The organism is Spirosoma sp. (assembly GCF_026391055.1).
Classification (GTDB): Bacteria; Bacteroidota; Bacteroidia; order Cytophagales; family Spirosomataceae; genus Spirosoma.
The window spans coordinates 692,926-712,067 of sequence record NZ_JAPLET010000022.1 but is presented as its reverse complement, the minus strand read 5'-3'; the positions used below and the strand labels follow the sequence as shown (position 1 = coordinate 712,067).

The window sequence follows — 19,142 nt, the reverse complement described above, 5'->3', positions numbered from 1 at the left end:
CATTGGGGCTATAGACTTAACGAATTCCCCATAATTTGTGTAACAGTCTGTATAAGTCCTTTATGACCGGCCATCAACAGCCTTCCAATAACCCGACTAAGCTTACCCTGCGACTAGATCTTGACTTCGCTTTACAAGCTGCTGGACTCGGCGTTTGGGAATATAATCCCCAAACAGGACTAGTTGACTGGGACGAGCGATGCCGAGCACTGTATGGAATCTCCGCTGCCAATGATATTGCTTACCAACAAGCTGTTCGACACATTCATCCAGATGATGCTGACCGGGTCGATGCAGCCGTGCAACGGGCGATAGATCCTCAATCAAATGGGATGTACGATGAAACCTATCGCACGATTGGCCTAGATGATGGCCGATTGCGGTGGGTACGCTTTCAGGGACGTGCCTACTTTACCCCGACAGGTGAGTTTTACCGGTTCGCGGGTATCGCCCAGGAAGTCAACCAACAGGTGTTGGCTCAACAAGTGCTGGAGCGACTCCAAGAACAGCAACGCTTCATTCTGCAACTGTCCGACACCCTGCGATCCCTGAACGATCCTCTGGACGTCTACTATTATACCGCCTGTCTGCTGGGCCGATACCTGGGAGCCAACCGAGTCGGTTATGCCGAAGATCAGGGGAATGGCAATACCATTGTGGTACTGCGCAACTACATCAACGGCGTGCCTGATCTACAGGGTACCTACCAGTATGCGGATTATGGGCCGCTACTGGCTGAGTTTCTGGCGGGTCGTACGGTGGTTCGCTCAGACATTGCCCAGGATCCTGCCCTGTCAACGGCCGAAAAAGAAGCGCATCGAGTTCTTCAGCTAGGGGCTACCCTGAACAAGCCTCTGATGAAGGGGGGAAAGTTAGTAGCCGTGTTGTTCATTCACTATAAGCAAGCGCATGCCTGGTCAGACGACGAGCTGGGCCTGCTGGAGATGGTCGCTGAGCGGCTGGTGGTGGCTGTTGACCGAACCCGGACCGAAGCCGAGGTGCGTCGAAGCGAACAGCAGTACCGACAGTTATCCGCCGAACTGGAGAGCCTGGTCAACCAGCGCACCCAGGAGCTAGCCGAGGCCAATAACGAACTGATTGCGACAAATGAAGAGTTGTCGGCTAACAACGAAGAGTACGCGGCAATTAACGAAGAGTTAGAAGAAGCAAACGTTTTGCTCAACCGCTCCAACGACAACCTTGAGCAGTTTGCCTACGTAGCTAGTCATGATTTGCAGGAGCCCTTACGAAAAATCCGGCAGTTTGGCGACCTTTTGAAGGCCCGCTACAATGAGTCAGAGAAGGAAGAGCTGGCGTACGTTGATCGAATGCAATCGGCGGCTAGCCGCATGTCCATCCTGATTAAAGACCTGCTGAACTTCTCGCGGATTGCCACTCAACGGGAAGCCAATGACTCGGTGTCGCTGCAAACGGTAGTGGAGAGCGTACTGAGCACCTTAGAGCTGCGGATGGAGGAATTAGGGGCTCAGATCCAGGTGGGGCTGTTACCAACCGTTACGGGGGATGCTTCGCAACTAAGTCAGCTCTTTCAGAACCTACTGAGTAATGCCCTGAAGTTTCACCGCACGAACCAGGCAGGCGCTCTGGTGACTCCCCTGATTGAGATCAGGGCTCAACTGGTCTCGGCTGATCAGTTACCGGCAGGCGTCAAACCGGGCTACGTATCCGGGGCTTATCACAAGCTTGAGGTAGCCGATAACGGGATTGGTTTTGATGAGCAGTACCTGGATCGCATTTTTCAGGTCTTTCAGCGGCTGCATGGTAAGAACCAGTATGCGGGTACAGGTGTTGGTTTGGCCATCTGTGAGAAGGTAGTTGCCAATCATGGGGGCGCTATTACGGCCACGAGTCAGCCGGGGCAAGGCGCCACCTTTACCATCTACCTACCGGCGTAGCCCATGCGTTAAGAGGTGCTTAGTCAATAATTTAGCCGTACGGCCCTTGGCAAATGCCCTCACTTTCCTGAAAGCCCATTTTCAAATAACGCTCCTCCGTTAGATAAAATGTCACATACTGAAAACCGATCCTGCCGATCTGATTACAGCATTTACCGATCTGACTACTTTTTGCCCAAGCCTGAATGGGACCTTTGCATAAAATAAATTGAAGCATATGCAAAAGCAAGTTTCGGATATGGTAATTGCCATTACGGGTGCAGGAAGTGGCATTGGCAAGGCCATTGCGGTAGAGTTGGCCAAATACGGAGCCAAAGTAGTGTTAGGATCCCGCACGAAAGCGGCATTGATAGAGGTAGCCGAGCAGATAAAACTAGCGGGCGGAGATGCCGTGCATGTAGTGACCGATGTAAAGAAAAAAGAAGACCTGCTTCGGTTGGTTACTACCGCTGTAGATACTTATGGCAGGCTGGATGTTATGGTCAATAATGCCGGTGTCACGCACATAAACCGTATTGATGAACTGGAACTGAACGAATGGGAAGAAATGATCGACAGTAACTTGAAAGGCGTATTATATGGCATGGCAGCAGCCATCCCTGTTTTTAAACAGCAGCAGTCCGGTCACATCATCAACATTATCTCAACCTCGGGCCTAAAGATTGTTCCGACGCAGGGAGTGTATGCCGCAACTAAAAATGCCGTACGAACCCTGACCGAAGCATTCCGCCAGGAGTCGGATGGCACCATTCGCATTACGGGTATATCGCCGGGTTATGTAAAGACAAACCTCGTAAATACGATAAAAGATGAAGAAAAACGCCAACAGGTTCTACAGACAATGGAGCGATTAGGATTACCTCCGGTTGCGGTGGCTAATGCCGTTATCTATGCGATCAGTCAGCCAGCCGATGTAGAAGTAGGAGACATTGTTATCCGGCCTGCGAAACAGGATTAAGCCTGAAAAGATATTGTTAGTACTTACATGAAAGATAGTATTCGTACATACCATTTTAGAAGTATCTCCCAACTTATGAAGCATGTGGGACATCTTCCGCCCTTACATCCTTTGATCGCGCTAATCGATTATAGCAAGACTCATTTTGACGTCTTAAAGACGGGCGAAAAAATCATACTTGATTTTTATAAAGTGTCTTTTAAAAAAAGCTTTAAAGGTCGGGTGAGATACGGGCAACGCTATTATGATTTTGACGAAGGAGGCCTCGCTTTTTTAAGGCCCAACCAGGTTGTTTTTACCTCTGACGATAGTAACCAATACGAAGGCTATGCGTTATATGTTCATCCTGATTTTCTTAGAGGCTATCCATTAAGCAAGTCCATCAACCGCTATGGGTTTTTCTCCTATACCGCTGATGAAGCACTTTTCTTGTCCGCACAGGAAAAAGAGATCGTCAGCCACCTGTTTGATGCCATACAAAGCGAACTGGAAACCAACATAGACGCATTCAGTCAGGATGTATTGGTATCACAACTTGAAGTGTTGTTCAACTACAGCCACCGCTTTTATAATCGCCAGTTTCTCACGCGAAAAGCGGTAAACCACGATATCATTTCTTCATTGGACAACTTGCTTGATCAGTATTTTGAGGAGAATAAAAGCCAGCAAACCGGTTTACCATCGGTGCAGTACGTCAGCTTTCAGCTCAATGTATCTGCTCGTTATCTGAGCGACATGCTACGTTCGCTCACTGGGCAGAATACGCAGCAGTATATTCAACAGGCGCTTATCGAAAGGTCGAAAGATTTATTGAGTGCTGGCACCCTCTCCATTGCCGAAATCGCTTATCAGCTTGGGTTTGAGCATCCGCAGTCGTTCAGTAAGCTCTTTAAAACGAAGACTAAACTCTCCCCGCTGGAGTTTAGGCGATCGTTCAATTAATCAACCCTAAGATTCGACAACGTTAACTGCAGTATCGGGTACGTTATTATTCTCAGGAAATGCTCCCATGTGAAACACGAGAGCGTCTGTTGATCCACTTTAGTGAGTCCTGCTAAGATTGCGGTTGGCTAAGTTCAACAAATTAATTGCTATCAGATAGGGCATAACGAAGAGAAAAGCAGGGATAGACACCAAGTAGGTAGACATCACTAACGCTTCCCGTTCCGTAGAAGGCTGATTTATGACTATTTAGCCGGTTGTCCTGCACATGTGGTGGTGCGACCCGGCCCGAATTGGCATTCCGGCTGGCTACCCCAGCTAAATTAGGCGCATCCGGTAAAATCGGGTAATTATACGCTAAAGCCAATAGGTTTATCGGAATAAATTTGACCTTCCTTTAACGACTCCTTACTAGGTTAGCTTATGAAACCATGCTTTGGTATAATTCTTCTCCTGTGGGTTAGCCTACCGGCTACTGCCCAGGTAAAAAACCCATTAGCCCATACCGCCTGGCAAGGTGCGGTCGAGACCAGCCAATTGGTAAATGTTATTATGCGGTATGGCGCCGACACGATCTCTATGTATACGGCATCGGATCAGCAGTTGCTCGAAACGATGACCTACACGATGAAAGGGGACACGCTGAGCTGGAAAAAAGTAAGTGGAAGTAGTCCCTGCGACACCCAGGCGATTGGTATCTATCAAGCAATTATAAAAGATGATCAGCTGGTCTTAAAACTAATCAACGATGAGTGTCCATTACGATCTGGCGCCTTGCAGCCGACGCCCTTCAAGAAAGTGGCTTACAGTAGTAGATAGCCTTTAACTTAAGGTGTGTGGAGTAACTTTTACGGGGTAAACGTGCCGGTATGACGAGCCATAGTAGGGTGAAGTTTGCACGAACTATTGGTGCTACCCGGATTGGAACAAAGCTTTACTATCTGGAAAATCTCTTATTTAAATCGGAGTTATTAAACCTCTCGTATTTGAGGGATCACGTTTGACAGATGGTGAATGCGAAGATAGTTAATAAAGAAAAGCCTAAAGCGAAAAAGGCACCTTTCTACACACCAGATTTTTAGCTATCTTAAAGATCAACGAAAATATAGTATGTCATTACGGATAACCATACACTGATCTTTACCAATGAAAACAAGTCTATTCGCTGTACTCCTAGCCAGTTTGATTTCCGCAGTATCTATTGTTGATACTGCTCCGCCATCACCTCTTCCTTGCAAAATGAATAATGGCCAGCCTAGACCGTTTCCCTGCGAATTTCAAATCCAGAGGCTAACTTTTCTTGGAAAAAATCAGGAGATCGTCGGCCAAATAACGCCCGCCAGTCCAAACGTGAAGTTACCCAAAAGTAAGGCAGTCGATATTATTCATTCAACAAGTGGGGACTCCTATTTGTATAACGTATCGCTCGACTTCAGACGCATCAATACCGCCAGTTTCCTCCCTAAGAAAAGCCCCATTGTTGGTTCGCGTCTACAGACGGGATTTTATGAAGTTGGTACTTCAACAGTTGGTAGTCCGATTTCTCCGGGGGAGGTGGTGTTGGTCAAGAAAGTGGATGTCAGTCCCGAACTGCCCGCGTTCAGAAGTCGGCCCAACCGGGTTAACTTTATGCTTCAACTGAATTATTCAACGGGCAGCAATGCCACCATTGTTGCCCCAGTACAATACCTTCAAATTAAAAATCCCATTACGTTCAGCAAATTACCATCCTCTATTAACTTGTACCGGGATAGATCAGAGGCTTGGCTTGCGTTCAATGTTGGCGTTGATCTAATGAAATAAACTTTCCGTATTTGGCTAAGTACTTTAAGCAACTGCCTTAAACCACGTTTAAAAACGTTTACTAAAACTCTCCTGAGTGCGACGAAGGGACGTTCATGTATCCGCTTTTTAAAACAGAAATTATTTTAAACACTGCTTTCCTGGATTGCTTATAAAAGAATCAGCTTACTGATCTTGCCTTCTGTCGTAGGTTTTTAAAATGATATCAACAAACCCGCTGAAGCGTAATTAATCCAGGTGAAGTTATAGATCTGGTCATTATCGGCCCCTCCTTCGACAACGCGGTAGCCTAATTTTATACCAAAATTCTGATTTATGTGGTAGGATGCGCCAGCAAAGATATCTTCAGCTCTGCCAAATTTGGAAGCTAAAGCATCGCCTTCCAAAATGGCTGTCCAATGCTCGTTTGGTTTATAACCGACGTAAAAGTTCACAAGAGGGACAAAACCTATATTGCTGAAATGTTGATCATTTGACGCATTTCTGTATCTGACATCTGCGTCTCGGATCTTACCAGTCAGACCAGCGCCAACTCTCCAACTATTATTTGCAATGAAATCATATCGATAAGTCAAACGATATGAATTGAACTTATAATTCACACTTACATCTTCATTTCTGCGGTAGATAACCTCATTGAAGTTGACGTCTTGGTCAAATGATCCGTCATAATTTACGGTAAGAGGGGCATATAATGCTGAAATTGTGTGTCTGTTTGCAATCGTGTAACCTGCCCGAAGCCGGTAGAAGACCTGAGGCTTTACCGTAAGCTGATCACTTACATCAATGAGCGTCCCACCAATGCCGGGTATCCGGATATCATTATAATTGGTACTAAACACTAAACCTCCTTCTAAATCCAATCGAAATTGAGCTTTTAACGGCTGAAATGCCGATAATAGCAAGCACATGGCAATTAATCTTACAGTCATTGTTATATGCGTATATAATGGTTAGAGTTGTATAAATATTAAAAACTTAGTGTCTCAATAAGCCCTCTATGAAGTAGAAAGCTAGTGTTTGGTATTGATCAATTTTAGTTCAATGGTTCTACCCAGATGGCTAATGTTCTCCCCAATAAGTTTTAGCTTTTCCTTGATTTAGTCGGGATTACCGTGTTTAAGAACTACTAGTGTTGTGTGGTTGGCCAGTACCTTCTTGTTAATCGGCTCCTTTTCCATAAGTGAAGTGGTGAGTAGGTTTATTAGCTCTGTTCCTGATTAACAACAGACCCTAACCCCTTGTTAGATGAAACCAGTAGCTTCTCTACAAAAGTGAGTAAAGTAAATCACTTAGCTTATTATAACGCGTGAAGTAGGAAGTTGCCCGACGTGCGCGACTGGATTGTATTAGCTATAGCTAAAAATCATTTTCTCTCCAAAATGTCTCCAAATTAGATGGAGGAATTTTTATGTACTTTCACCATGAATAAGAGGTTTTATTGGCCTATTGCTCCACGAAATTGCTTGTAGAATTATCGGCTAAATAATCTTATACTACGTTTTACACTGGAAGACAGATGGCAGTTTTTGTCTTACAATTTGTAACATTTTACATAGAACTCGTTATACGATATAGCTAGAAAACGTACAAATTTGGTGTATATCTGAGCATGACAAAAACTTATTATAATGACTATTCGATTAGTTTACAAGCTCAGTTAATTTGGTACTTTTAAAGCTAAAATACAAAAATGTATTATCTTCTAAATGGCATTAAACTATATACTCTCTCTAGATTTTTTGTATAACTACAGTGGCTGTTGAAAAAGTCTGAAAGGCGCTTTTTTGGCTCAAACAACAGCTCTCATTTCACGTAATTTAACTTCAAAAACAAACGGTTGAAACGGAATGTGTAAGCCGGTGCCGACTTCTGCAACAGCCACTAATCTTATGTTATGTGAAATTTCCAAGATCAACCCTTCTATATAAGCCGTGAAAAGAGGCCGGATTGTCCTTTGGAAAGGAGAGACGAAAGATCAATATTATGTTAATAGAATTTCAGTAGGTTCACAGCATAACCATTGGTTAAATCAGGGAGTATAAGCAGCTATTATTGCCTTTTAAAAGCAGTAAAACCATGACTCAACAACCATGAAAACGTTACTTTACTGTAGCTTACTGCTACTAACCTTGTCTTGTAAAAAAACTCAATCTGACGTCGTCGATCCTAAGCACGACACTGTATTAGCCGAATACCCAGACTGGTACACGTTCAAAGCTCCAGTGGACAAAGATATTCAAGGAGTGTGGGGCAATCGGGACAAGACCTTATTGATTTCGACCAGGTATTTACTTTTCCGCTCGACCGATCAGGGTAAGAATTGGCAACAGGTCCATCAGCAATCGATCGCTATGTTTGGCGTAGTTCAGAACGGCGATACACTGTTTACCATGAACGGGCTAGCAAGCCAAACCGTGAAAGTATCCAGTGAGTCCCCACAGTTTCTAATCACGGCCGACAACTACAGTTTAGATGATGGCCAAACTTGGCAACCGTATAGGGGACGTAACCGGTTGCTAACGGAGATGCCTGCCCCCGGTACTATTGACAAACGACTGCTGGTTAATCCAGTTGTGACAACCACGGGAGACAACTATAAGATCAACCGAGTCTTCCTCGATGGGCCAACCGCTACAACTGGTAATTTCGAAACGCCTGGTGTTGTTACGGCGACCGGCCGTCGAATTGATTTGCCTCAGTTGCATCAGCTGAAGAGTCTGTATCTGGATGAGCAACAGCGGCTCTATATAGCCGGTACCGATGCGGTCTGTGGGCGGGGGAATTCGGGGGAAGCCTTTTCATTCTGCAACAGTAAGCAGGGGCGGGGGGTGGTCTATATCTCTAAGCATCCGTTGCCATAGCTGAATATAAAGACAGTGGCTGATGCAAAAGTCAACAGGGTTACGAAAACTCCTGCCAAGTAAGCTGGTTTTACCTTGTAAATGGAGTGAAATTAGCCATTCATCCAAGGCAGTCACACCCGTTTCAGACTTTTGCAATAGCCACTGCACTTATACAACAAAACAGATGGACCGATCTTCTTACCTGCATGTTGCTATACTCACTCTGCTGATTTTACCGATACTCATCATGATTAGCGAGAAGTTTTATAAAACTCCCGGTGGGCCTAACATCGGGATCGTCTATTTCGCTGTCTTTTTTTCAGGGCCTCTCTTGCTGTTATACGCTTTCGCAACTAACAAACTGACCGACAAAAAGACTTTCGCTTCGGTGGGATTTGCAATGGGTATTTTGTGGACAGGATTTGAATTTATACTTATGCTCAAAGACGCAATCGGTTAAAACTATTCCAATATGTGTTTATGAATAGAATATATCAGCAGAAGGATTGTTTTAATAACTGGCAACAGCTGTATGTCGTCAACCGGAAGTGTACAGATGCGGCTGACGACATACAGTTATGACCAAAAATACATTTTATCAACTAGTATTTCCTGGCTTAATACGAAACGTAGTTGGTCTATTAACTTATAATCAAAAGTTTACGGTTTAACTTATTCGGTAGTGGCTGAACGTCATCAACACAGTTCAACCACCACCGAAAATCACAAATTTCCTTTCCTTAACTCTTTTACTGCGTGATCGGCAGCCCTGGCCGTGATAGCCATGAATGTAAGCGATGGATTTTGAGTGGACGTTGAGGTCATACAGGCACCATCCGTAACAAATACGTTCTTACAAGTGTGAAGTTGATTCCACTTATTTAACAGAGATGTCTTGGGGTCTTTGCCCATACGAACTCCACCCATTTCGTGAATGTCCAGGCCCGGAGCTTTATCAGGCCGGTCATTGGTACGTATGTTTTTGAAGCCGGATACCGTTAACATCTCACTCATCTGTTCATGGAAGTCCCGAATCATTTTCTCGTCGTTATCGTCATAGGCGACAGATATTTTCAGTTGTGGAATCCCCCAGGCGTCAGTCAAACTTTTATCCAACTGCACGTAGTTGCTCTCTTTGGGAATGGTTTCTCCCATCATATGCGAACTTACCTGCCAGTTACCATACTTAGGCTGCATCAGACTTGCCTTTAGGTCTTCACCCAGTCCCGATGTATCAGTAGAAGTCATACGGCTGGAGCCAAACCCGGCCGCGTAGCCGCGCAGAAAGTCTGTTTCCTGCTTGAATACATTACGAAAGCGGGGAATGTAGCTGCCGTTAGGGCGAATACCTTCGGTGGTTGTATCCTGGAAACCTTCGTGTTCAGCCGATATAGTCGTTCGGAAATTATGAAACGCTACATATTTACCAAGCAAGCCGTTGTCATTACCAAGGCCGTTAGGGAACCGGTTTGATTTTGAGTTCAACAGAACAAGATTGGTGTTTAAACAAGCCGCATTAACAAAGATAATTTTGGCGTAATACTCGGTTATTTCCTTGGTATGGGCGTCAATAACACGAACGCCCGTCGCTTTATTTTTCTTCTCATCGAAGATAATCGAATGCACCACAGAGTCAGGGCGCAATGTCATTTTCCCGGTTTTAGCCGCCCAGGGCAGCGTAGATGAATTACTGCTGAAATAGCCGCCATACGGACAACCCCGCTGACATAATGAACGGTTCTGGCACTGACCGCGGCCCTGTTGGTAGTGGATGGGTTGCGGCTTAGTCAAATGAGCGCAACGACCAATAATAATGGGGCGAGTACCGGCATAGTGCTTTGCCATTTGGTCGGTAAAGTGCTTTTCTACACATGACTGCTCATGAGGAGCCAGAAACTCACCATCAGGTAGTTGCGCCAGGCCGTCCCGGTTTCCGGAGATACCGGCGAATTTTTCAACATAGCTATACCAAGGGGCAATGTCCGCGTAGCCAATAGGCCACTCAACGGCAAAACCATCGCGGGCGGGACCATCAAAATCATATTGTGACCAGCGTTGGGTTCCCCGTGCCCACATCAACGATTTGCCGCCAACCTGATAGCCGCGTATCCAGTCAAACGGCTTTTCCTGTACGTAAGGGTGCTCGGCATCTTTGACAAAGAAATGACTGGCATCTTCCCGGTTCGCATAGCATCGGCTAGCAATGGGGTTAGCGTCTCGGTATTCTTTGGTTAGCTGCCCCCCATGCGCAAACTCCCAGGGCTGCATCATTGTGGTCGGATAGTCGGTAATGTGCTTCACATCGCGACCCCGCTCCAGAACGAGAGTACGTAACCCATGACCCGTCAGCTCTTTGGCTGCCCAGCCACCACTGATGCCTGAACCAACCACAATTGCATCAAACGTACGCTCCTTAACTGAATCTATATTTAAAAAAGACATCGATTTTCGAGATAAAGGGTAAATAAATAGAGTCAACTGGATTACTTAGTTCCGCTTACAGCCAACTTTGGTACTGGGACGCAGCCGTGATAAAAGCCAGGAGCCATATTAAATTTCTGGACATTCACCAGGTAGTATTCAGAATTTGTATAGCCCTGAATAGTAAGCCGTTTGATCATATCGATGAAAGCTTTGCCAGCCGGATCGGTCGATGCTGCCAGTTTCAACAGAATGTCCCTTCGTTTGGGGGCGTCGCAGTCGGCAAATGCTTTGGTGTAAGTTTGCTGAGCGGTAGTTTCCGTTAAATCAAGGCCGTGCTTTAAGGTAGTTTGAGCAGCTTCGCCGAAACAGTCTTTAATCATTCGTAAGGCAAACTGATGCACGTTGAGCGATTTAGCACCGGGTGTGTTTGTCTCTGGAATAAATGTTTCTACGATCTCACCTAACAGGGTTTGCTCGTCAAATGATACCAGAGAAACGCTTCCTAAAGAGTTGCCTGTCCAGCCGGAAGCCCAGGCAGGTAAGCTAACTAAGCCGCCAAGGCTCATTGCCAAGCCTTTCAGAGCATAACGTCGTTGCATAGAATTAAAAGATTTAGAAATCGAATTACTTGAAAATTAAACAGTCTGTCCTACTCGTTTCAGCAAAACTTTTGAAGCGTGAATGCCTTCGTCCTCGCTTAATTGATCGCCCGAATATTAATACCGATGTATTCTTTAAACGCTGATGTTTTGTCTTTTATGACAATTTGTACCATTTATGAGTAGTTAATACTTGCTTTGGCTACGTTTTGGGTTGGTCCTTTCCCGCATAAATTTACCCGAAAGGCGACCCTGGAACTTGGCCGCATCTACCCATTGGTGATGACTTTCAGTACCTTGTTTCCTTGTCGCGTCGTCGGTTTAGGCTAGGGGATAGGCCGTATCCACCATAGATCGGCATACTCAACCGCACTAATACCAAAGTAAATCGCGATAGGTTGAGGACATAGTTTACGGGTATAGGATCACTGACTATCCTTTCAGAAAGGTGTGAACGTTTATAACAAGCAGAGTCTACCCGAATAGCTAGTTAAAGGTTAATGTAATCCTTGAAAAGTAGTATAAGCGTCTACTCAAAGGTACGAACTACGAAAAAAGAGTGCTGCGTAATTCACGTAATATTATCCTCAATTTGCGCAATATGTGTCAGGTAAACTTGGTGATACGAAGCCGGAGGATGTCCTGCTATACCGGCAAACCTGTTCGTAGGCTAGGGGGTGTCGTTGACAAATATTAAATAATTGTCTTCTAAAAGGCTTGTGGCTGCTACACAACTCTGTCTGAAGAGAAATTAAAAGCCAGACAGCCTAGGAGTCATCAGGCTTCCTTTGTGCTCTGTATTCAGGCCTATGGCTGCGTTTTAAGTAAGTGCATCTAGGACTACTTTGAGTGAAACATATAGATAAAACTAGGCCGCCAACGAGTTATTTGTCTGTATAAGCTGATTTTTGCTTATTTGGAAATACAATCGCTTATTTTTCAACGTAAGCCTGTGTAGGCCACCCAATAGCGGCTTTGCAGAAGTCAGGTCAACCTAACAATCGATCATACAACACTAAGCAATGCTTACTTCACTAACTAAATGGCTAATCACGGTCGTAATGACGTTAGTCATTCCGATAACCGGTATCGTTTTCTGGGGAGCTACTAATTTCAGAGGCAAGTTCTGTATTGCTCTGACAGGATTATTGATTAACTCTGGGTTAGCTTTCTGGTACAGTTGGCTTGATCGTCGTCCTGGAAGCTTTACCGATTGGCTCAGACACAAGATTTAGCTTAACACATATATATAGGTGTTGCATAAGCCAACAGGCCTACGAAGCCAGCTGCCAGGTAAGCAATTGTTGTCTTACAAATGGCGTAGAGTTGGCAACTAGGCTAGGGATATCACATCCCTTTCAGGCTTCTGCAACAGCCACTGAGATTATAAATCATACAAGCTACTCACGATTACTGTCATACACTTGGCCGGTTTTCACTAGTAGCTTTAAAGACTTTCATAAGACGTTTTTCCAGTGAGTAGTAAGACACAAGCATCCCCGATAGCGAAAAGATCCCGATCATTTTATGGGTTACTGGCTCTTTTAGGTCTGCTTTCTGTAGGTGGCTTTCAGGGCGGCTGGCATCTGATGGCAGAGCCCTCGGGTCACTGGCTAGCGGTTTCTCCCATTCTATTCAATCAATGGATAGGCGATTTTTTTTTACCTGGTCTTTATATTTTTATCTTCTTTGGCTTTGCACCCATTTTCTTAAGTTATGCCATGCTGACTCGTCTGCGATGGCCGTTAGCGGAGATGATTTTCGGTGATAAGGACTATCACTGGGCCTGGCTGGCTACAGTCGGTTTAGCAACTCTGCTCTTGTTGTGGACGTTAGGGTTAATCTGGCTGGTAGGTTTTCGTACTCTTTACCAAGTACTTGACGCGCTAATGGGCTTGATGATTTTGAGACTCCTTTTTCTACCTTCAATCAGAAGATCACTCAACTAGTAATTGAACCCTGGCGTATGTTACTAACTGCATTGTACAGATATAAAAAAGTCAGTGTCGCGCAAAAAACCTCGCACTTGAGACGATGGGAGCATCATGCTAGTGCTTCTTAAATGGGGCATTTATGGGACGATTATGTTTAACAGCTGTTAACTCCAGTAAGTCGCATACGGTCCAACGGCATCCGAAAATAGTTGCCCGAAATTACTTGTACAGTAAGGCGCTGAAGCCCTAGTAAAGCCACTTCGCGAGCGCATCATTTACTCTGGAAAGTAAATAAGGAAGTTTTGGTTGATTCATGTAAGTTTGTTGAATGAGACCTGTTGAAACAATAGCCGACTTTTATCGAATAAAATTCAATCAACAACCGAGTGGTCAGCACAACGAAGCTACTCATATAAACGTCTTCCGCTTGGAAGACTGTCTGGATCAGGGAACCGCTCCAATCCAGTACAGCCGCCGTGATTATTATAAAGTCTCACTCATCCGGGGCGACAACCTCTATCATTACGCAGATAAAAGTATCCGGGTTAACGGAGCCGCACTGCTATTTTTTAATCCGCAAGTGCCTTATAATTGGGAGCCTCGTTCGGATAATCAAACCGGGTTCTTCTGTATTTTTCGAGATGCTTTTATGGCCGAACATATGCGGGGAAACCTGCATGAATTGCCTATGTTCCGTCTTGGGGGCAGGCCTGCTTATCTGCTTGACAAGGCACAGGATGATATAATAAGCAAGCTTTTTGAGAAAATGCTAAGCGAGGTAAACTCAGACTATATCTACAAATATGATCTGCTCCACAGCTATCTAACCGAATTGATTCATACCGCCCTGAAGTTTGAACCCTCTCACAACCTCTATCAACACCCTAATGCCAAGTCCCGCACGACGGCTGCCTTTATCGAATTGCTTGAACGGCAGTTCCCCATTGAGTTGCCGGGTCAGCGGTTCCGGTTAAGGTCTGCCAGTGATTTTGCCCGGCAATTATCGGTCCATGTCAATCACCTGAACCGCTCTGTGCGCGATACGACAGGCCGAACGACGACAACACACATCGCCGAGCGGCTCATCGGCGAAGCCACGGCTTTATTGAAACATACCGACTGGAACATCGCCGAAATTAGCTACTGCTTAGGCTTCGACGAACCGGCCCATTTTTCCTACTTCTTCAAAAAGCATACCCTTCTGACTCCATCAGCCTTTCGCACTGTTTGAATTTGGTAAGTAACGGTTTGAATCGCGAAAGCCGTTACAAGTCCTGCTAACCGACCTTTGTGGCCGTTAAACACGAAAACAAAATGGAAAACAAAAAAGTATGGTTGGTTACGGGAGCTTCTAAAGGCTTAGGTCTTGAATTAGTCAATCAACTCCTTCAGGCGGGTCATGCGGTGGCAGCAACTTCCCGCAGTATTGACGAATTAAAGCAAGCCGTTGGCCACCACTCGACTGATTTTTTACCATTAACCGTCGAGTTAGCTGCCGAAGCCAGCGTTAGCAAAGCCATCAACGCCACCGTCAAGCAGTTTGGCCAGATTGATGTGGTGGTCAATAACGCAGGTTATGGTCAGTTAGGTAGTCTGGAAGAGGTGACCAATGACGAAGCTCGGAGCAATTTTGAGGTCAATGTGTTTGGGATGCTGAATGTAATCCGACAGGTTATGCCTCACTTGCGGCAACAGCAGTCGGGGCATATCATAAACGTCTCCTCGATTGCCGGTATTACAGGCAGTTTTCCCGGCTGGGGTATTTATTGCGCCACTAAATTTGCTGTTGAAGGTTTGTCCGAGTCGCTAGCGGCCGAGGTGGCCCCCTTCGGAGTGAAGGTAACGATCGTTGAGCCGGGATATTTTCGAACAGAATTCCTATCATCGGGGTCAATGCGGGTCGCTCAAGAACAGTTGTCCGAATACGAGTTGGTGCGGGAATCCGAAGCGCTCCATCGGGAACACATCAGGGGAAATCAACCTGGTGATCCCAAAAAAGCGGTAGCTGCTATCATTGGTGTGGCTAACACCTCAAACCCGCCCCTGCACTTGTTGCTAGGTCAGGACGCTTATGATCTGGCGAATAGTAAGATACAGGCCGTCCAGCAGGATATGGAAAACTGGAAAGCCGTTACACTCGCTACCGGTTTTACCTCTATTGATGCTATTACAAGGAGTTAAGGTAACTGTACGCCTGTTAATCAATTAACCTTTTGGAGCTTATCGTCTTCTGATTAAGTTGGGGTTACCTGCTTGCTCAATCTTCGCTGCCAGCGCCTAGCCGACAGGGCCGCGCCGGGGGCATGATAGGGGTCTTGGGGGATGGCCAGGCCGGGCGAGTGAGCTTCTGTGCAAAGTCACCTGCCTAGCCTGTATGAATTAATGCGGGGAGAATTGACTGCCCCTAAAAGCTGTTAGGCACCCGGGAAATAAGTCGTTTTCAGGTACTCCCGAAGTGAAGTTGGCTTGTGGCCCAGCATACGCTCGACGGTATCGTGTGTCCCGGCCAGCATGCCGTGTTTGGCGGCAGCACCCCACTGAGCAAAGAAGTTGGCGACGACTTCGGGGAAGCCTGCAGCTACTTTCTGGGCGATGTAGGGCGCCAGCTCGCTACTTTTGTAAACGATAGGTCGGCCCGCTAACGCGGAGAGTTCCCGGGCGATATCGTGAAACGAATAGGCTTCGCTCCCCGACAGTGTATACTCCTGGTTGTCATGCCCTGCGCTGGTTAACAGGGCGGCCGTAGCGGCTGCCAATTCGGTTCGCTTAACGAAAGCGATCTTGCCTTCTCCCGCCGGGAAAAGTAGTTCGGTGTCCGGCACCTCGCTTCCAATCAGGTAGCCAAGGCCTTCAAAATAGTAGCCGTTTTTGAGAATGGTGTAGATCAGCCCGGAGGCTTTGAGGTAGGCTTCAGTGGCCAGGTCGCTTTCCGTGACCTCCGGCATGACAAAATGTGTGCTGCGCTGGATGCTGGTGTAAAAAAGGTGCTTCACCCCGGCTTCCTTAGCGGCATCGATGACATTTTGGTGCTGGCGCAGCCGGTCGGTAAAGGCCACGGCTGAAACCAGCAGCACCTTATCAATGCCTCGAAAGGCTTGTACAAGGGCGGGGTAGTCAAAGTAGTCGGCTTGCCGGACATCCACGCCCCGCCTGACGAGGTCCGTGGCTTTGCTGAGGTCGCGCACCAGTGCGACGATTTCTGCGGCTGGGGTGGTTGTGAGTAAAAAGTCGATGGTTTGGCGGCCTAATCCACCGGTGGCTCCAGTCACTAGAATCATGATAGAAAGAAATAAAATTCGTGTATATTTACTTGCAAATTACAAGTGTAAAGATAGGGCGTAATACTTGCAAAAAGCAAGTAAAAGATAAATCGTTTTTTATGAAAGCGCTAAAACAGCGTTCTACTTGCCCTATCAGCACGTCGCTCGATGTGTTGGGGGACAAATGGACCCTGCTCATTCTGCGGGATATGGTGTTTGCGGGTAAGTCTACTTATGGCCAATTCCTGCAGTCAGCGGAGAAAATGGCGACCAACGTTCTGGCCGACCGCCTGGCAGTCCTGGAGTCGCAAGGTATCTTAACCAAGGCAGTGGCCTCCGATAAGAAGTCGAAGTTCACCTACCGCTTGACAGAAAAAGGTGTTGAAACAGTCCCCATTATTATAGAGCTCATTCTGTGGGGCACTAAGCATGGCCCCGCCGTCGTCGACCCAGGCTTACTAGAAGAACTACAGCTTGGGAAAGATGCAGCCGTTGAAAAGTACCAACGGCTCGCCCGCGAAAAGGCCCTGGCCTAAACAACCGTCGTGCGACCTTAGGACTGGAAAGTAGTGGGCCAAAAAGCGGTGCGATTTCAAGCCAGCTCTTCTAGACTTCCGGAGTATCGCCAGAGTAGCCCTCTTCTCATATATGCTTGAAACAAGCAGGAATGCTAATTCTCCCTCTTATGAGCTGGAGTATAGTAGGCTTGAATATTGGCGCAACAAGGTTTTAAGCTGAGTTCTATTACGCAAACCTAACAAATTTGTTAAACAAATTTGTTAGGTTTGCGCTTCCGTTCATCAAACTGATGGATGTTAGTGCCATTTACAAGCCTTTACGCCGATTTACATGAGTTTGACGACCAGGTTGCTAACCTATAGACATCCCGATAAGACGTTGCTGTTTGAGGGGTTAAACCTTACCCTAAACTCCGGTGAGAAAGCCGCGCTGGTAGGCAACAACGGAACAGGGAAATCAACTCTTTTGCAGCTCCTTGCCGGAAAATTGCTTCCATCAGCGGGTCAAATCATGGCGACCGAAAAGCCCTGGTTTGTACCCCAGCACCTGGGCCAATACGACAGCTTGACGGTTGCCCAGGTGCTGGGCGTTGACCAAAAGCTGCGCAGTATCCGGGCTATCCTGTCCGGCGAAACTGACCCACAGTTTTTTACGGACCTGGCCGATGACTGGGAGATCGAAGAGGCTGTGTCTACTGCCCTTTCGAACTGGGATTTGGCGCACATAACGGTTGATCAGCGGTTAGACGAACTGAGTGGTGGGCAAAAAACGAAGGTATTTCTGGCAGGCATATCCCTTCACAAGCCGGGGATCATCTTACTCGACGAACCATCCAATCATTTGGATGTGGGTAGCCGGGAGCAATTATATGAGGTTATCAAGTCGAGTACAGCAACGTTGCTGGTTGTCAGTCATGACCGCACGTTGCTCAATTTATTGACGACAACCCTAGAACTTAGTGAGCGTGGCCTAACCGTATTCGGTGGGAATTTTGATTTTTACCGCGAACAGAAAAATGGCCAGGTTGGGGCTTTGCAAGCCCAACTGGATGAGCAGTCTAAAACCTTGAAACAAAGTCAGCAAAAAGCGCGGGATATGGTCGAACAGCGTCAAAAAAAGGAAGCCAACGGCAGGGTAGTCGGCCAGAGCCAATCGCTGCCGCGCATCATTGCCGGTGGACGGAAAAGTAAAGCTGAGCAAAGCACCGCTAACCTGTTAAACACTCATAGTGAAAAAGTAGCTGGAATCGCTGAAAATATCCGGCAGATTCGGTCGCAGATTCAGTCCTATCACGTACTGAAAATCGATATTGGCGCTTCTACCCTCCACCGCGGAAAGATGCTGATCGATGCCGAGCAACTTAGTTTTGGGTACGGCAACACTCCCTTGTGGAAGCCGCTGACATTTCAGATCCGCTCGGGCGACCGTATCCGAATTGAGGGCGATAATGGGGCAGGTAAAACAACCCTGTTGCGCCTTCTAACTGGTAAGCTGGAGCCAGTACAGGGCACAATTCAGCGAGCTTCGTTCACTTACCTGTATCTTGACCAGGACTATACCCTGATCGATCCCAACCGAACGGTTTATGAACAAGTGGAGCACTTTAATAGCCGCCACTTACCTGAACACGAGGTAAAATCATTGCTTATTTATTCAAAGTTCGGGCGAGATTTGTTCGACCGGAAATGTAGTGGATTAAGTGGGGGTGAAAAAATGAAGCTGGCTTTATGCTGTCTATCGGTCAGCAATCACACACCCGATATGCTGATATTGGATGAACCGACTAATAACCTTGATGGACAAAGCCTAGATGTGTTTACAGCATCCGTGAAGAATTTCAACGGTACATTACTGGTGATCTCGCACGATTCCTATTTTATCCAGCAAGTAGGGATTGACAGCCGGATTCGCGTCGCCTGAATAAATGAATGGTTTACCCTT

The 19,142-nt window shown here is 46.4% G+C and carries 16 protein-coding genes; 12 read left to right on the top strand and 4 right to left on the bottom strand.

Features of this window, described 5'->3' with window-relative positions; all coding sequences use genetic code 11:
- The first annotated feature begins 62 nt into the window (after window positions 1-62).
- The 5 genes from NT073_RS18035 to NT073_RS18015 all read left to right on the top strand — a co-directional run bounded on the left by NT073_RS18035 (window position 63) and on the right by NT073_RS18015 (window position 5,619).
- Window positions 63-1,916: an ATP-binding protein gene (locus NT073_RS18035; RefSeq protein WP_297376136.1), complete on the top strand. Its 1,854-nt coding sequence runs from the start codon at window positions 63-65 to the stop codon at window positions 1,914-1,916.
- 217 nt (window positions 1,917-2,133) lie between these two features.
- Window positions 2,134-2,874: an SDR family oxidoreductase gene (locus NT073_RS18030; RefSeq protein ID WP_297376132.1), complete on the top strand. Its 741-nt coding sequence runs from the start codon at window positions 2,134-2,136 to the stop codon at window positions 2,872-2,874.
- A gap of 75 nt (window positions 2,875-2,949) precedes the next feature.
- Entirely contained in the window at window positions 2,950-3,816 is an 867-nt protein-coding gene (locus NT073_RS18025) for a helix-turn-helix transcriptional regulator (RefSeq protein WP_297376129.1), read from the top strand.
- 423 nt (window positions 3,817-4,239) lie between these two features.
- Window positions 4,240-4,635, top strand: coding sequence for a hypothetical protein (locus NT073_RS18020; RefSeq protein WP_297376126.1), 396 nt, complete (start codon window positions 4,240-4,242; stop codon window positions 4,633-4,635).
- Between the two features lie 531 nt (window positions 4,636-5,166).
- Complete coding sequence (locus tag NT073_RS18015) at window positions 5,167-5,619, top strand: hypothetical protein (protein ID WP_297376123.1); 453 nt, start codon at window positions 5,167-5,169, stop codon at window positions 5,617-5,619.
- Between the two features lie 194 nt (window positions 5,620-5,813).
- Here the strand turns inward: NT073_RS18015 and NT073_RS18010 are convergent, their stop codons facing one another.
- Complete coding sequence (locus NT073_RS18010) at window positions 5,814-6,551, bottom strand: outer membrane beta-barrel protein (RefSeq protein WP_297376119.1); 738 nt, start codon at window positions 6,549-6,551, stop codon at window positions 5,814-5,816.
- A gap of 1,161 nt (window positions 6,552-7,712) precedes the next feature.
- Here NT073_RS18010 and NT073_RS18005 point away from each other — a divergent pair.
- Window positions 7,713-8,483, top strand: a complete 771-nt coding sequence (locus tag NT073_RS18005) for a hypothetical protein (protein ID WP_297376116.1) — start codon at window positions 7,713-7,715, stop codon at window positions 8,481-8,483.
- Window positions 8,484-8,505: 22 nt separating this feature from the next.
- Window positions 8,506-8,925, top strand: coding sequence for a hypothetical protein (locus NT073_RS18000; RefSeq protein WP_297376113.1), 420 nt, complete (start codon window positions 8,506-8,508; stop codon window positions 8,923-8,925).
- A gap of 263 nt (window positions 8,926-9,188) precedes the next feature.
- Here the strand turns inward: NT073_RS18000 and NT073_RS17995 are convergent, their stop codons facing one another.
- Both NT073_RS17995 and NT073_RS17990 read right to left on the bottom strand, forming a co-directional pair.
- Window positions 9,189-10,907 carry a GMC family oxidoreductase gene (locus tag NT073_RS17995; RefSeq protein WP_297376110.1) on the bottom strand — a complete coding sequence of 573 codons (1,719 nt, stop codon included), beginning with the start codon at window positions 10,905-10,907 and terminating at the stop codon, window positions 9,189-9,191.
- Between the two features lie 41 nt (window positions 10,908-10,948).
- Entirely contained in the window at window positions 10,949-11,488 is a 540-nt protein-coding gene (locus tag NT073_RS17990; RefSeq protein ID WP_297376107.1) for a gluconate 2-dehydrogenase subunit 3 family protein, read from the bottom strand.
- 1,475 nt (window positions 11,489-12,963) lie between these two features.
- Between NT073_RS17990 and NT073_RS17985 the strand changes: the two genes are divergently transcribed.
- The 3 genes from NT073_RS17985 (at window position 12,964) to NT073_RS17975 (ending at window position 15,603) form a co-directional block, all read left to right on the top strand.
- Entirely contained in the window at window positions 12,964-13,437 is a 474-nt protein-coding gene (locus NT073_RS17985; protein WP_297376104.1) for a hypothetical protein, read from the top strand.
- Between the two features lie 412 nt (window positions 13,438-13,849).
- Window positions 13,850-14,653, top strand: a complete 804-nt coding sequence (locus NT073_RS17980) for a helix-turn-helix transcriptional regulator (RefSeq protein WP_297376102.1) — start codon at window positions 13,850-13,852, stop codon at window positions 14,651-14,653.
- 83 nt (window positions 14,654-14,736) lie between these two features.
- Window positions 14,737-15,603: an oxidoreductase gene (locus NT073_RS17975; RefSeq protein WP_297376099.1), complete on the top strand. Its 867-nt coding sequence runs from the start codon at window positions 14,737-14,739 to the stop codon at window positions 15,601-15,603.
- A 233-nt stretch (window positions 15,604-15,836) separates the two neighbouring features.
- On the opposite strand, the gene NT073_RS17970 is transcribed toward NT073_RS17975, so the two are convergent.
- The gene (locus tag NT073_RS17970) at window positions 15,837-16,700 is read right to left on the bottom strand and encodes an SDR family oxidoreductase (RefSeq protein WP_297376098.1); all 864 of its coding nucleotides are present in this window, start codon (window positions 16,698-16,700) and stop codon (window positions 15,837-15,839) included.
- A gap of 101 nt (window positions 16,701-16,801) precedes the next feature.
- Here NT073_RS17970 and NT073_RS17965 point away from each other — a divergent pair, with 101 nt between their 5' ends.
- Window positions 16,802-17,218: a helix-turn-helix domain-containing protein gene (locus tag NT073_RS17965; RefSeq protein ID WP_297376096.1), complete on the top strand. Its 417-nt coding sequence runs from the start codon at window positions 16,802-16,804 to the stop codon at window positions 17,216-17,218.
- A 313-nt stretch (window positions 17,219-17,531) separates the two neighbouring features.
- Window positions 17,532-19,121, top strand: a complete 1,590-nt coding sequence (locus NT073_RS17960; RefSeq protein WP_297376094.1) for an ATP-binding cassette domain-containing protein — start codon at window positions 17,532-17,534, stop codon at window positions 19,119-19,121.
- The last annotated feature ends 21 nt before the right edge of the window (window positions 19,122-19,142 follow it).